The sequence below is a fragment of the Pseudomonas sp. S3_E10 genome (assembly GCF_054667615.1).
Map to the genome: position 1 here is coordinate 117,219 of NZ_CP162743.1, position 14,195 is coordinate 131,413.

The following is a 14,195-nucleotide window of genomic DNA, read 5'->3' on the forward strand; positions in this document are numbered from 1 at the left end:
CCAGGCGCCAAACTGCCTAGATTTGCGGCGCCTGCTCAGGCTTTGACCGCCAATGCTTCACCTACATGGAAGCGAAACATCATGCACGAAAAGTCTTACCTCAACGTACGAAACATCTTTATTTGCGCCTTACTGCTCGGTTCCGGCACTTGCATGGCCGCCCCCGATTTGCGCAAGGTCGTGGACGATAACGTCGAACCACTGATGCGACAAGAACAGATCGCCGGCCTGTCAGTGGCCGTGGTGAGCCGAGGCCAGGTGCAATACTTTAACTACGGTGTCGCCTCCAAAGAACAACAGCAACCCATCACCCAAGACACCCTGTTCGAAATCGGCTCAGTGAGCAAAACCTTCACCGCCACCCTCGGCGGTTACGCCCAGGCCACCGGCAAGCTCAAGCTCGCGGACAAGGCCAGCCAACACCTGCCGACCCTCAAGGGCAGCGCCTTCGACCACATCAGCCTGCTGCAACTGGCAACCTACACCCCAGGCGGCTTGACCCTGCAGTTTCCGCCGTCGGCCGACAGTGCCCAGACCATGCTCAGCTACTTCCAACACTGGCAACCGACTTACGCCCCCGGCGCCCAACGCCTTTATTCCAACCCGAGCATCGGCCTGTTCGGCTACCTCGCCGCACAAAGCCTGGGCCAGCCGTTCAATACAGCCATGGAAAACACGCTGCTGCCCAAACTGGGCCTGAACAACACCTACGTCCACGTACGGGCCGACAAGGCCGCGCTGTATGCCCAGGGTTATGACAAACAGCACAAACCGGTGCGCGTCGGCCCCGGCGCACTGGACAGCGAAGCCTACGGCATCAAGACCAGCGCCCACGACCTGGCGCGCTACGTGCTGGTCAACATGCACCCCGACACCCTGGAAAAACCCCTGCAACAAGCCATCGCCACCACCCATACCGGCTACTACACGGTAAACGGCACCACCCAGGCCCTGGGCTGGGAGTACTACCCCTACCCGATCACGCTGCAAGCCTTGATCGACGGCAACTCCACGCCCATGGCAATGGAGCCGCACACGGCCAATTGGCTGGCGACACCGCACGTACAACCCGCCAACGTCCTGTTCAACAAAACCGGTTCAACCAGCGGCTTTGGTGCCTATGTGGCGTATGTGCCGAGCAAGGACATCGGCGTGGTGATCCTGGCAAACAAGAACTACCCGAATGCCGAGCGGGTGAAAGTGGCGCATGCAATTCTGAGTGCGGTGGATCAATAACGCCACTACCTGAGCACGCGCTTGTAGTAATCATCATCAGCAGCAGGTTGGAAGTGAATATCACGAATAAACGCTTCCAGCCTTTTGTTTTTTCGCTGGGTACAGGAGTGTCCAATAACGGCCAGACCGTTGAGGATCCGGCAGTAAGTTTCTTCCATCACGACTATTGCAAGATCGAGCACACCCGCGTCGCCAAATGCTCGGATGATTTCATTCTTTTGGTCAAAGGAGCGCTTTTCCTTAGATAACGGCTGCCCGGCCAGGATCATTAAAAATGACTTTGGCCCTCCTTCGAGATCCGTCGCGAAGCCTTTCTTCGCAAAATGCGGAATATGATTCACATCGCAATAATCATTCACGTATCGATAGTAGACGGCCAGGTCATACAGCAACGCTTTCAACGCCAAGTACGTGTCCTCATCCACAGGCTTCAAACACTGGCAGGCATTCAATAAAAAAACGAAAAAACAGCCCGTATTGGCCTGAGCGATCAACCTGTAGTCGTCCAGCGAAGGCAATGCCGTGCCTTCACTGGCACACACGTCAAGGTGCTGCCCAATATGCAGGGCTTCGAGGCTTTCGAGACCGGTGGTGATGACGCCCTCGTTACCCAGGGAAGCAAGACGTTGGAGACCAGCCAGGTACCCGTGCATTCCTGAAATAATCGCCACCGTCGCACCGTAGGTTTTCCATACCGATGGTTGCCCCCGACGTAGGCAGTCCGCATCGAACACATCGTCATGTATCAACGAAGCGGTGTTCATCAGTTCAACCGACTCACACAACACATGCGCCTGCGCTGCTGGCACACCAAACAGCATGGCAAGCGCCCAGCCAAGCTCAGTGCGGATCAACTTTCCCTGGAAGCGGGACTGGTAGGCGAACGGCTCGATCCACCGAGACTTAGCGCGTGCATAGCCCGTGTTATCAAAGCCGTAGAAAGAGCTGTTCATAGGGCAGGCCTTATTCGTGCAATGTGTTTACTCGCCAGTAAAAGACCCCTCACACTGCCAGGCCACCGCTTTACCCAGATATTGATTCCTGCACTTAACCTTAGCGACGTGCACGTCAAACATGCTTTTTTTTAGCAATTAAGAACACTCAACATATAACGCAGAGGCTTATCCCGCCCCGATAGTTAAATAACTGGCTTCGCCAGCAAATCCTAACTTCATTCAAAACCTCTAACGCTCGTTCCCAGGCTCATCTATCTTACATACCAAGTTCCTTTCAAACACCACTGGATACATAAGATGACCGGGTTACTGTCTGCCGGGACGACTTTTCCACTGAGCCCCTACACGGACGAAGCGCAACAACATACTCGTCAGTGGCTCAGCCGCATGGGACTTGGAACCACGCCCCATGCGGCCCATCAATTAGATATCTACGTACCGGGCACTTATGCCGGTTACATGTGGAGTGATGCGCCTGCGGACATACTGATGATTCTGTCAGACCTGGTGGGTTGGTTCAGTTGCCAGGATGACCTCGCCGACGAGGACTGCAGAGACCCTGAAGTCCTCGAACGCCTGATTCGTGGCGTATATACCCACGCGTTCACCGCAAATACGGTGAGCCGCGAACCGCTCGCCTGTGCACTCGCAGATATCATGCGCAGAGCTGCTCGGCTGATGCCACCTATCTGGAAGCAGCGCGTCGCAGAGCAATATGCAACTTACCTCGCTCCATGCGCCATCGCCCTGATGCATCGCTTGCACCACACCCAGCCGGGTAACGAAGGTTATGGACACCTTTGGCAAAATGCCGGTGGGTTCCAGGTGTGCCTGGAGTTCACCTACTTGGCGCAAAACATCAACTTGTCATCAGACCTTTACTACAGTGCTCCCTGGCAGGAACTGCGCAGCGTGGCGCTGAACTTGTTCAAGGCGGTTAACGATGTGTTGTCGTTTCCCATCATGGAAAACCCCGACGAGGACGTATTCAACCTGCTGACTCATCTCAGGCACGCCCATGGAAATTCCGTACACCAAGCAACCCAGAACGTTTCCCAGCGTATTGAGCAGTGGGCTGAGCGCTTTGCACACGCCCAGGCCGTGCTACCCGCACAACTGGCAATCCTGGGGTTTGACGAGCGCAGCCAGGAACAAGCGAAAATCTGCGCCCAGGCCCTGCATAATCAATGGCGCGGCAATATCGCCTGGCATCTGGTAGCGCCGCGCTACCAGACAGTACGCTTCAATGGCGAATGAAAAACACCGGGGACCTCTCCGGCCTGGAAAAAGGCCGATACACGGAGGGCCGCTTCACCGGCACGCAAGACGTGGAAAACGCCATCAACCCACATAGCACGGTGATTCATTCGCCAGCACTGAATGCGCTTCGACCTGGCCCGTTAACAGTCTTTGACAGTTTCTCGACAAAGCAGTCAAAGACCTTCAAGCCGCCCACCAATAGCATTCGAGCCTCCAAACCCTCTGTTGGAGGCTCCTCATGCTTGGCACATTGCGCAGTATTACGCTGCTTGGCTGCCTGTTGGGCAGTGTCGGCTGTCATCGCCAGCCGCCTGCCCCGCCGCCGATTCCCAAGGGCGACTACAGCGCGATCATTCGCTACCTGCAAACCCGCATTGTGCAGGACATGGCCCGGGAGCACATACCCGGGCTGTCCATCGCGCTGGTCAACGGCCAGGAGTTGCTCTGGGCCCGTGGCTTCGGCATGGCCGACACGGCCATGGGCATTGCGGTGACACCCAATACCGCGTTCCGGGCGGGCGCAATCTCCAAGCTGTTGACTGCCGGCGCGGCGCTGCAATTGGTGGAGCAGCGGCGCCTGGCGCTGGATGCGCCGATCCAGCAGACCCTGCGCGAATTCCATGTGCGCTCGAGGTTCCACCAGGACCCGCACGACGCTGACCGCGATATCACCCTGCGCCGCCTGCTCAGCCATCAATCCGGCCTGCCCAGCGAACATCTGCGCGACCTGCGCACCGCCTTCGCCATGGGCCAGATGCCGATGCGCGTGTCGGGTGTATGGCTGAGCGCGCCGCCCGGCACCCAGGTGGCCTATTCCAACCTGGGCTACACACTGGTCGGAGCGGCCATCGAACGCAGCAGCGGCAAGGACTTCGAAACGCAACTGCAACAGGGCCTGCTCACCCCTCTGCAGATGAACCACGCGAGCTTTGTGGGCACCGCCGCGCAATCGAGTTATCGCGCCGTGGGGTATGAGGACGGGGTCGCGAGTGCCGACGCTCAAGTGCGCGACCTCGCCGCCGAGGGCTTGTGGGCCAGCCCCAGAGACCTTAGCCATTACGTGCAAATGCTCTTCGCCGGCGGGCTCTACAAGGGCCAGCGGCTGCTGCACAGCCAATCGATCGATGAGATGTTCCGCCAGCAAAACACCGGCAATGCCCTGGACTTCGATTGCCAGATGGGCCTGGCCTGGTTTCTCGCGCCGTGCGGTGACGAGCCCATCGGCCCTGGCGTGCGAACCTTCCAGCACAGTGGCGGCGGCGATGCGTTTGCCGCGCAATTGAGCCTGCTGCCCGATCAGCAACTGGCCGTGATCATTATGGCCAACGACAGCAACGCCGAAGACCTGGTCGCCCGGCTGAGCACCGATACCCTGCGCCTGATGTTCCAGGCCGCCACCGGCGCACCCGCTTGCAGCGCAGACTGCCAGCCGCCGAGCCACGGGCTCAAGCTGCGCCAGGTACCGACAGCCACCGACCGCAAGCGCCTGGCCGGCTTCTACGCCACGGCCTGGGGCGTATTGCGCATCAAGGACGACAACACGCGGTTGGCCGTTGAATGGGCTGGCGACACCTTCGAACTGGTACGCGATGAAGAGGGCTGGCTACGCGCGCAGAAAAAGCTGCTGGGCTGGTGGCCCAGAGACCTCGGCGAACTGGGCCGCGTGCAATTGGATGTGGTCACAGTGCTGGGCAGGCGGATGCTTACCGCGCGCAGTTACGGCCAGCGCATTGCCGTGGGCGAACGCATCGAGGCACCGCCCCTGCCCATGGCCTGGGCCAACACCGTCGGCACCTATCAAGTACTCAATACCCACGAACCCAACGCGCCGTTGAGCGGCATCAGCGTGCGCCTGGAAGACGGCTTCCTGGTGATACGCGGCCAACTGCACAGCGAGCCCCTGACCGACTACATCCTGCTGCCGGTGGACAACGCCCATGCCGTACTCGCCGGCAGCGGTTATGGCCTGGGTGACACCGTCAGCCGCCAGATCAACGGCCTCAGCGCTTCGGGCTATGCCTTCAAACGTACCGACTCCCCGCACCCACCCTTGAGTTTCCGGCAAAAATAAAACCGGGCGGCTGGACGCCGACCGGCTCGAAGGCAGGGGTGAGATCAGGTCATGTGCGCAGATGGGGTGCTGGGCTACACGTTCCGATCGTCCGCGGCTTTAGACATGTTGTTCAGCATAGGCCCAGGTCATTCGAAACGAGGCCCCGCCCCATTCCGAATCCAACACATGCACCTGCCCGCCATGCCACTGCGACACCCGCTGCACCAGCGCCAGGCCGAGGCCGAAGCCGCCGGTACGGCGGTCGCGGCTGGCGTCCAGGCGCATAAAGGGCTGGAAGATTTTCGCCCGGCCCTCTTCGGGCACGCCAGGACCGTCGTCGCACACCCGCACTTCATAGCCGCTGCCGAATGTGATCAGCGACACCTCCACGCGGCGCTCGGCGTAACGGATGGCATTGCGCAGCAGGTTGATCACCGCCCGCGCCATAAAGCGCGGTTCGATCTCGATCACGTCCACCTCGCAGGTGCGCAACGACAACTGAATACCCGCCGCCTCAGCCTCCAGGGCCACGCTGCCGATCACACTGTCGAGCCAGCTATGGGCTTCGATGCGTTCGCGAGTGACCTGGGTCGCGCCGCGCTCCAGGCTGGCGTAAGTGAGCAGCTCGGAGACCATTTCTTCCAGCTCACCCAGGTCGGCATACATATCAGCGATCAGTTCGCCGCGCTGGCGCGGATCGGCCTGTTGCTTGAGCTGATCAAGCTCGAACGACAAGCGCGCAATCGGCGTGCGCAATTCGTGGGATACCGCGTTGGTCAGTTCGCGCTGGTTGGCAATCAGGCTTTCGATGCGTTCCGCCATCTGGTTAAAGTGCCCGGCCAGCTCACGCACCGTGGAACGGCGCGGTAGCAGGATGCGTGACCCCAGGTCGTTGTCGCCGAAACGCTGGGCGGCCAGGCGGATATGCTCCAGGTCGCGCCAATGCGGGCGTACCCAAAAATACAGCACGATCGCCAGGCACACTCCGAGAAACCCATAGGCCCACAGGTACAGCCACTTCGGCTCTTCCGGCAGCTTGATTTCCAGCAACTGCGGGCCGCCATCGATAGTCGCCAGAAACTCCATGAAGTCGCCGCGCACCACCAGCAGGCCGTCGTTGAGCAGCGCCTGTTCGCGGGCTGTGAGGCTAAGGCTGTCTTTGGGCACCAGTTTCAGGCGCAGCCCGTAATGGGCTTGCAGGTCGGCCAGGCGGGCCTGGCGCGCATCGCCAAGCACCGGGCGCAATTGCTCCACCAAACCATAGGCGGGGCCACGCATGGCTTCGCGGTTATAGGTTTCGTTGGCTTCGGGCAGCAGTTCGTCGAAGGTGTAATTGACCAACCAGATCGCCCCCGCCAGGCCGAAAGCCAGAATCACATACAGGCGCAGAAACAGGCGCAGCATCTAAACCTCCCACGCAAACGGATTGAACAGGTAGCCCTTGCCCCAGATCGTCTTGATGCACACCGGCTCGCGCGGGTTGTCGTTGAGTTTGCCGCGTAGCTTGCTGATGTACACGTCGACGCTGCGGTTGAGGCCGTCAAACGCGATGCCCCGCATGCGGTTAAGAATGTCATCGCGGGACAGGATGGTGCCCGCGTTACTGGCCAGCAGCCACAGCAGTTCGAACTCCATGGTGGTCAGGTCGATCTTGTCGTTCCCCAGGCTGACCACCCGGCAACTGCGGTCGATCGTCAACCGGCCGAATTCCACCGCACCGCGCACCGTTGGCTCCGGCGCCTGGCGGCGTTGCAGCGCACGCAGGCGTGCCAGCAGCACCGGCGGCTTGATCGGTTTGATCACATAGTCATCGGCGCCGGACTCCAGGCCGAGGATGTGGTCCAGGTCATCTTCCTTGGCGGTGAGGATCACGATAGGCGTGTCGGACACCGCGCGAATCCCACGGCAGACGTGCAAACCGCTCTGGCCGGGCAGCATCAGGTCGAGCACGACAATCTTGGGCTTGAAATCGAGGAACGCGGCCAACGCCTCGTCGCCCCGGTGCACCACCCGCACCTCGAAACCATGCTGCGCCAGAAAATGCGCGACCAGCCCTGCCAGCTTCTCATCGTCCTCAACGAGCAAGACCTTGCCCAGACCCAGGTTTTCCATAAGTTCTCAGTGTGCAAACGCCGATTGAAGAGGCGGCATTATAGGTGGCAAGCTGCGCAACTGAATCAACTGGCCAGCAGCGCCCGATGAAGCTTCATCCTTTTAAGAGTTTTTAACAAATAGCCTGCAATTTTTAACGCCATTCACAGGGAGTTGTATGCGCAAGGATTACCTGGCGTTCTTTGTCTCGCTGTTTCTGTCACGGCTGGCCGATCAGATTCTGCTGTTCATCGTGCCGCTGATGGTGTTCCAGAGCACCCGCAGTGTGTCGTGGGCCGGGCTGGCATTTTTTGTCGAGTCACTGCCGCGCTACCTGGCGTTTCCCGTGTGCGGGGCGTTGTGCGACAGGTTTTCGCCGGTGCGTATTCTGCATATCAGCCAGGTTTACCGCGCCGTGGCCTGTGGTGTGGCGGTGGCACTGTACGGGATGTTCGAAGGTATTTACTGGCTGGTGATGCTGTCGGCACTGTGCGGGGTGTTGACCACCCAGGGCATCATGGCGCGGGAAGTGCTGATGCCGCATATCTTCAAGCACTACACCTATGCCAAGACCTTGTCCTATTCCCAAATCGCCGACCAGAGCGGCCTGGTGCTCGGCCCGCTGGTCGCGGCGCTGTTGCTTGAGGTGTGGGCCTGGCAGTGGGTGGTGCTGGGCATCGGTGGGCTGTTTGGGCTGGCGGACCTGGCCATGCTGACCTGGCAACGCCACACCACGGTGAACCTGCAACGCCACGCCCAGCAACATGATATCGGGCTGCAACCGCTGCGCATCGCCTGGGGGCATATTCGTAGCCTGGTGGAGCTCAAGCGGGTCATTACCCTGGCCATCGGTGTGAACCTGTTGATCGGCGTGACGCTGGCCACTTCGGCGGCAATGGTCACGGGCCAATACGCGGCCAGCAAGGATGCCTACGCCCTGCTGCAAGGCGCGGGGGCGATGGTTACCCTCGTGATTCTGTTTTACCTGGCGCGCTCATCATTAGGCTTGAAGACCATGGGCGGGTTGTCGTATTCGATGATTGCCGCCGGGGCATTGATTATGGCGATCAGCTCCAATGTGTGGGGCTATGCGCTGGGTTTCCTGCTGGTCAGCGGTTTCGACAAAATGTTCAACGTGTACCTGCGCAGCACACGCCAGCGGGTGATTCCGGTGCAGGACTTCGGCAAGACGGTAGGCGTGATCACCCTGCTCAACAACCTGCCGCAACCGCTGGCGGGCTTGATGGTTGCCGTGCTGGCCGCACCGCTGGGCGCGCAAACGGTGATGCTGCTGCTCACAGCGATCACCCTCTTGATCGGCGTGGCGGTGGCCTCAGGCTGGCACGCCACTGTGAAAGCGGAACTCGATGTCGGGTGACTCGATCAGTTCCTGCTCGGCCGCCCTCACCCGCTCGATCACCTGCGCGACGTCCTTGGCGTCGCCGTACTGGTAGGCCAGCTTCAGGTAACCCTGGAAGTGCCGCGCCTCGCTTTTCAGCAGGCCGAAGTAGAACTTGCCGAGTTCTTCGTCCAAATGCGGCACCAGCGCTTCGAAACGCTCGCAACTGCGCGCTTCGATAAAGGCGCCGACCACCAGGGTATCCACCAGCTTCACCGGCTCATGGCTGCGCACCACTTTGCGCAAACCCGAGGCATAACGGCTGGCGTGCAGTTGGCGCAGCTCAATCTTGCGCTTTTTCATCAGGCGCATGACCTGCTCGTGGTGCACCAGTTCTTCACGGGCCAGGCGCGACATCATATTGATCAGGTCGACATGGCCGTGGTACTTGGCGATCAGGCTCAGCGCCGTGCTGGCGGCCTTGAATTCGCAATTCTTATGGTCGATCAGCAGCGTTTCCTGGTCGGCCAGCGCCGCCTGGACCCAAGCGTCGGGGGTGCGGCAACCGAGGAATTCGTGGATGTCTGGCAGGTTCATCGGGCTCACGGGCAAAAGGATCACAAAAGGTCGGCGATTATACCGACCACGCCGAAGACCACCAGCCACTGGCCTTGATGTGCATCAACATGACGTGCCGCGCCAGGCAACTATAGTTATTCAACGCCCGCCCCTTTTGGAGATCCCGACCATGCAAGCCATCCGCAGCATCCTGGTGGTCATCGAGCCCGAGCATTCGGAAAGCCTGGCCCTCAAGCGCGCCAAGCTGATCGCCGGGGTGACCGATGCACACCTGCATTTGCTGGTCTGCGACAAAAAGCATGAGCATTCGGCGCTGTTGAGCCTGCTCAAGGCCGGCTTGCAGGAGGCCGGCTACAGCGTCACCACCGAACAGGCGTGGAACGACAGCCTGCATGAAACCATCATCGACGTGCAGCAGGCCGAAGGCTGTGGCCTGGTGATCAAGCAGCACTTCCCCGACAGCCCGTTGAAAAAAGCACTGCTGACCCCGGCGGATTGGAAGCTGTTGCGTTATTGCCCGACGGCGGTGCTGCTGGTCAAGACCGCCACGCCCTGGGCGGGCCGCGTGATCCTGGCGGCGATTGACGTGGGCAATACCGACGGCGAGCATCGGTCGCTGCATAACTCGATCATTGATCACGGTTTTGACATCGCCAGCCTCGCCAAGGCGCAGTTACATGTGATCAGTGCCCATCCGTCGCCGATGCTGTCGGCCGCGGACCCGACGTTTCAGCTTAAAGAAACCATCGAGGCGCGCTATCGCGAGCAATGCAAGGCATTCCAAGCCGAGTTCGACGTGGATGACAGCCACTTGCATATCGAAGAAGGCCCGGCGGATGTGTTGATTCCTTTTGCAGCGCACAAATACCAGGCAGCCGTCACCATCATCGGCACCGTGGCGCGCAAGGGGCTTTCCGGCGCGCTCATCGGCAATACGGCGGAAGTGATCCTCGATGCCGTGGAAAGCGACGTACTGGTGCTCAAACCGCAGACGCTGATGGATCACCTGCAGGAGCTCGCAACCGAGCCCTGACGCTGATCTCCAAAACAATGAAGATCAATATGTGGGAGCAAGCCCCCACATTCTGGACTTGTGTTGTCAGTCGGCGAGCGCATCTCTCAGGAAACCGGGCGCGATATAGCGCTGGTAATGCGCCTCGGACAGGATAAAAAACTCGCGGTCGATGGCATCGCGCAAGTCCGGCAAGGGCCAGTCGCGAAACTCCGGCAACAGCACCATGCCATAGGCTTGCAGATTGGAAATCACCCGCGCGCCCCGAGCGATCAGTTGGTAGGCCCAGCAGTAAGGCGACTGGTGCGGCACGAAGCGGATCTTGCGCTGCTCCAATTGGCCACGCAGGGTGCCGGGGTCAAAAATTTCCACTTTGCCGGCCATGACCTGCACCAGCAGTTGCTCCAGGCGCAGCCATACTGCGCGCTTTTCTTCTTCGTCATAGCCGTTCCACTGGATCACTTCGTGGTGGAAGCGCTTGCAGCCGCGGCACACCAGATCGCCGTAAACCGTGGAGCACAGGCCGACGCAGGGGGTCTTGATGGTTTGGTTGGGCATGGGCAACGACACGCAAATCAGCGAAACAGTGCGCCATGTTAGCCCTTTGTCTAAGGTTGATCACCCAGCAAACTTGCCGTGGCAACTTACCTTTAGAAATTTTTTGCCGTAGAATCACCCGGCCTTGTAAGGCGCCAATAATCCGCTGGAAGCTGTTTTCAAAGCGTCACGAGCACAGTCGTTCCTTCAGAACGGTGTTGGCGATGGTTATTACCCGGTAGGTCAATAGCCAACGCCAACCCTCATCAGCTCCGTTCTGCAGGCGTAAAACTTTGAAAGCAGCTTCTGTAAGGAATGCCGGCAGCGCTGGCTTTGCGGCCCAAAAAGCCCCCGAGCGCATGCGTGCCGTTCATTTCTGGATGAGCGTCCCGTGGGACCACTGATGAGGGTAATAACTGTGCTTGAAGCCTACCGCAAACATATCGAAGAGCGCGCAGCCCTGGGTATCGTTCCCCAGCCGCTTAACGCCGAACAAACCGCAGGCCTGGTCGAGCTGCTGAAAAATCCTCCGGCTGGCGAAGAAGAATTCCTCGTTGACCTGATTACCAACCGCATTCCACCAGGTGTTGACGAAGCTGCCTACGTCAAGGCCGGTTTCCTGTCTGCCCTGGCCAAGGGCGAAGCCACTTCCCCCCTGATCGACAAGAAACGCGCCGTTGAACTGCTTGGCACCATGCAAGGCGGCTACAACATCGTGACCCTGGTCGAGCTGCTGGACCACGCCACACTTGCGCCTGTCGCCGCCGCCCAACTCAAGCACACCCTGCTGATGTTCGATGCGTTCCACGACGTGGCTGAAAAAGCCCGCAACGGCAACGCACACGCCAAAGCCGTGATCCAGTCCTGGGCTGACGGCGAGTGGTTCCGCAACCGCCCTACCCTGGCCGACAAGATCAGCCTGCGCGTGTTCAAGGTCACCGGCGAAACCAACACCGACGACCTGTCCCCTGCCCCGGACGCCTGGTCCCGCCCTGACATCCCGCTGCACGCCCTCGCCATGCTGAAAATGGCGCGCGAAGGCATCGTGCCGGACGAGCAAGGCAAGACCGGCCCGATGAAGCAGATCGAAGAAATGCGTGGCCAAGGCTTCCCGATCGCCTACGTCGGTGACGTGGTCGGTACGGGTTCGTCGCGTAAATCGGCGACCAACTCGGTACTGTGGTTCTTCGGCGACGACGTGCCTTACGTGCCGAACAAGCGTGCCGGCGGCTTCTGCTTCGGCAGCAAAATCGCTCCGATCTTCTACAACACCATGGAAGATGCGGGCGCTCTGCCGATCGAATTCGACGTGACCAACATGAACATGGGCGACGTGATCGACCTGTACCCACATGCTGGCAAAGTCTGCAAACACGGCACCGATGAAGTGCTGACCACCTTCGAAATGAAGACGCCGGTGCTGCTGGACGAAGTCCGCGCCGGCGGCCGTATCCCGCTGATCATCGGCCGTGGCCTGACCGACAAGGCTCGCGCTGAGCTGGGCCTTGGCCCTACCGACCTGTTCAAGCTGCCTGAAGCGCCTGTCGACACCGGCAAAGGCTTCACCCTGGCGCAGAAAATGGTCGGCAAGGCCTGCGGTCTGCCGGAAGGCAAAGGCGTTCGCCCAGGTACTTACTGCGAACCGAAGATGACCACCGTGGGTTCCCAGGACACCACCGGTCCGATGACCCGTGATGAACTCAAAGACCTGGCGTGCCTGGGCTTCTCGACCGATCTGGTGATGCAGTCCTTCTGCCACACCGCGGCCTATCCAAAGCCGATCGACGTAACCACCCACCACACCCTGCCTGACTTCATCATGACCCGTGGCGGTGTATCGCTGCGTCCAGGCGACGGCATCATCCACAGCTGGCTGAACCGCATGCTGCTGCCGGACACCGTCGGCACCGGTGGTGACTCCCACACCCGCTTCCCGATGGGCATCTCGTTCCCGGCCGGTTCCGGTCTGGTCGCGTTTGCCGCAGCCACTGGCGTGATGCCACTGGACATGCCGGAATCGATCCTGGTTCGCTTCAAAGGCAAGATGAAACCTGGCATCACCCTGCGTGACCTGGTTCATGCGATTCCTTACTACGCGATCCAATCGGGCCTGCTGACCGTAGAGAAAAAAGGCAAGAAAAACGCCTTCTCCGGCCGCATCCTGGAAATCGAAGGTCTCAACGACCTGACGCTGGAGCAGGCTTTCGAGCTGTCCGACGCCTCGGCCGAACGTTCGGCTGCCGGTTGCACCATCAAGCTGTCCAAAGAGTCCGTCACCGAGTACCTGAACTCCAACATCACCCTGCTGCGCTGGATGATCGGTGAAGGCTACGGCGATGCACGCACCCTGGAACGTCGCGCCCAAGCGATGGAAGCCTGGGTGGCCAACCCTGAGCTGATGGAAGCCGATGCCGACGCCGAATACGCCGAAATCATCGAGATCGACCTGTCGGAAATCAACGAGCCGATCCTCTGCGCACCAAACGACCCGGACGACGCTCGTCTGCTGTCCAGCGTTGCCGGCGAGAAGATCGACGAAGTGTTCATCGGCTCGTGCATGACCAACATCGGTCACTTCCGCGCTGCCGGCAAGTTGCTGGAACAGGTCAAGGGGCAGCTGCCAACCCGTCTGTGGCTGTCGCCGCCGACCAAGATGGACGCTCACCAATTGACCGAAGAAGGCTACTACGGCATCTACGGCAAGGCCGGCGCGCGCATGGAAATGCCGGGCTGCTCGCTGTGCATGGGTAACCAGGCACGTGTTGAGCCGAATTCGACCGTGGTGTCGACATCGACCCGTAACTTCCCGAACCGCCTGGGTGACGGCGCGAACGTCTACCTGGCCTCGGCTGAGCTGGCGGCAGTGGCGTCTACCCTGGGTCGCTTGCCGACTGTCGAAGAGTACATGGGCTACGCAGCGAAACTGGACACCATGGCCAGTGACGTCTACCGCTACCTGAACTTCGACCAGATCGCCGAGTTCCGCAAGATCGCAGCAAGCGCCAATATCCCGGTGATTCAAGCCTAAGGTGTTGATGTAAAAAAACGCCGCGTATCGCAAGGTACGCGGCGTTTTTTATGCCCGGAATACGGTGTTCACAACACTGAAAGGCAAATGTGGGAGGGGGCTTG

Annotated in this window: 11 protein-coding genes; 6 read left to right on the plus strand and 5 right to left on the minus strand. The window is 60.0% G+C overall.

Going from position 1 to position 14,195, the window contains the following annotated elements:
• The first annotated feature begins 81 nt into the window (after positions 1-81).
• Positions 82-1,236: a class C beta-lactamase gene (ampC, locus tag AB4N98_RS00525; RefSeq protein ID WP_135196555.1), complete on the plus strand. Its 1,155-nt coding sequence runs from the start codon at positions 82-84 to the stop codon at positions 1,234-1,236.
• A gap of 5 nt (positions 1,237-1,241) precedes the next feature.
• Here the strand turns inward: ampC and AB4N98_RS00530 are convergent, their stop codons facing one another.
• Entirely contained in the window at positions 1,242-2,189 is a 948-nt protein-coding gene (locus AB4N98_RS00530; RefSeq protein ID WP_065878449.1) for a polyprenyl synthetase family protein, read from the minus strand.
• Positions 2,190-2,489: 300 nt separating this feature from the next.
• On the opposite strand from AB4N98_RS00530, the gene AB4N98_RS00535 reads away from it, so the two are divergent.
• Together AB4N98_RS00535 and AB4N98_RS00540 are read left to right on the plus strand one after the other, a co-directional pair.
• The gene (locus AB4N98_RS00535; RefSeq protein WP_223271448.1) at positions 2,490-3,449 is read left to right on the plus strand and encodes a terpene synthase family protein; all 960 of its coding nucleotides are present in this window, start codon (positions 2,490-2,492) and stop codon (positions 3,447-3,449) included.
• Positions 3,450-3,690: 241 nt separating this feature from the next.
• Positions 3,691-5,523 (plus strand): serine hydrolase domain-containing protein, encoded by a 1,833-nt coding sequence (locus tag AB4N98_RS00540; RefSeq protein WP_460149156.1) that lies wholly within the window; start codon positions 3,691-3,693, stop codon positions 5,521-5,523.
• 99 nt (positions 5,524-5,622) lie between these two features.
• Here AB4N98_RS00540 and AB4N98_RS00545 read toward each other — a convergent pair whose 3' ends face one another.
• Together AB4N98_RS00545 and AB4N98_RS00550 are read right to left on the minus strand one after the other, a co-directional pair.
• Positions 5,623-6,909: an ATP-binding protein gene (locus AB4N98_RS00545; protein WP_065878443.1), complete on the minus strand. Its 1,287-nt coding sequence runs from the start codon at positions 6,907-6,909 to the stop codon at positions 5,623-5,625.
• Entirely contained in the window at positions 6,910-7,617 is a 708-nt protein-coding gene (locus tag AB4N98_RS00550; RefSeq protein WP_065878441.1) for a winged helix-turn-helix domain-containing protein, read from the minus strand.
• A 157-nt stretch (positions 7,618-7,774) separates the two neighbouring features.
• Between AB4N98_RS00550 and AB4N98_RS00555 the strand changes: the two genes are divergently transcribed.
• A complete protein-coding gene (locus AB4N98_RS00555) occupies positions 7,775-8,974 on the plus strand; it encodes an MFS transporter (protein WP_017527913.1) in 1,200 nt (399 codons plus the stop codon).
• Here the strand turns inward: AB4N98_RS00555 and AB4N98_RS00560 are convergent.
• Positions 8,930-9,532 carry a MiaE family protein gene (locus AB4N98_RS00560; RefSeq protein ID WP_017527914.1) on the minus strand — a complete coding sequence of 201 codons (603 nt, stop codon included), beginning with the start codon at positions 9,530-9,532 and terminating at the stop codon, positions 8,930-8,932. The two genes, AB4N98_RS00555 and AB4N98_RS00560, sit on opposite strands and share 45 nt — an antisense overlap.
• A 151-nt stretch (positions 9,533-9,683) precedes the next feature.
• Between AB4N98_RS00560 and AB4N98_RS00565 the strand changes: the two genes are divergently transcribed.
• Positions 9,684-10,547: a universal stress protein gene (locus AB4N98_RS00565; RefSeq protein WP_017527915.1), complete on the plus strand. Its 864-nt coding sequence runs from the start codon at positions 9,684-9,686 to the stop codon at positions 10,545-10,547.
• Between the two features lie 66 nt (positions 10,548-10,613).
• On the opposite strand, the gene AB4N98_RS00570 is transcribed toward AB4N98_RS00565, so the two are convergent.
• Positions 10,614-11,084 (minus strand): DUF1289 domain-containing protein, encoded by a 471-nt coding sequence (locus AB4N98_RS00570; protein ID WP_017527916.1) that lies wholly within the window; start codon positions 11,082-11,084, stop codon positions 10,614-10,616.
• Positions 11,085-11,481: 397 nt separating this feature from the next.
• Between AB4N98_RS00570 and acnB the strand changes: the two genes are divergently transcribed.
• Positions 11,482-14,091, plus strand: coding sequence for a bifunctional aconitate hydratase 2/2-methylisocitrate dehydratase (gene acnB / locus AB4N98_RS00575; protein WP_460149560.1), 2,610 nt, complete (start codon positions 11,482-11,484; stop codon positions 14,089-14,091).
• Positions 14,092-14,195: the final 104 nt, after the last annotated feature.

Coding starts and splice junctions, on each gene's coding strand:
- ampC (WP_135196555.1), top strand. CDS start 82: ATGCACGAAAAGTCTTACCTCAACGTACGAAACATCTTTATTTGCGCC.
- AB4N98_RS00530 (WP_065878449.1), bottom strand. CDS start 2,189: ATGAACAGCTCTTTCTACGGCTTTGATAACACGGGCTATGCACGCGCT.
- AB4N98_RS00535 (WP_223271448.1), top strand. CDS start 2,490: ATGACCGGGTTACTGTCTGCCGGGACGACTTTTCCACTGAGCCCCTAC.
- AB4N98_RS00540 (WP_460149156.1), top strand. CDS start 3,691: ATGCTTGGCACATTGCGCAGTATTACGCTGCTTGGCTGCCTGTTGGGC.
- AB4N98_RS00545 (WP_065878443.1), bottom strand. CDS start 6,909: ATGCTGCGCCTGTTTCTGCGCCTGTATGTGATTCTGGCTTTCGGCCTG.
- AB4N98_RS00550 (WP_065878441.1), bottom strand. CDS start 7,617: ATGGAAAACCTGGGTCTGGGCAAGGTCTTGCTCGTTGAGGACGATGAG.
- AB4N98_RS00555 (WP_017527913.1), top strand. CDS start 7,775: ATGCGCAAGGATTACCTGGCGTTCTTTGTCTCGCTGTTTCTGTCACGG.
- AB4N98_RS00560 (WP_017527914.1), bottom strand. CDS start 9,532: ATGAACCTGCCAGACATCCACGAATTCCTCGGTTGCCGCACCCCCGAC.
- AB4N98_RS00565 (WP_017527915.1), top strand. CDS start 9,684: ATGCAAGCCATCCGCAGCATCCTGGTGGTCATCGAGCCCGAGCATTCG.
- AB4N98_RS00570 (WP_017527916.1), bottom strand. CDS start 11,084: ATGCCCAACCAAACCATCAAGACCCCCTGCGTCGGCCTGTGCTCCACG.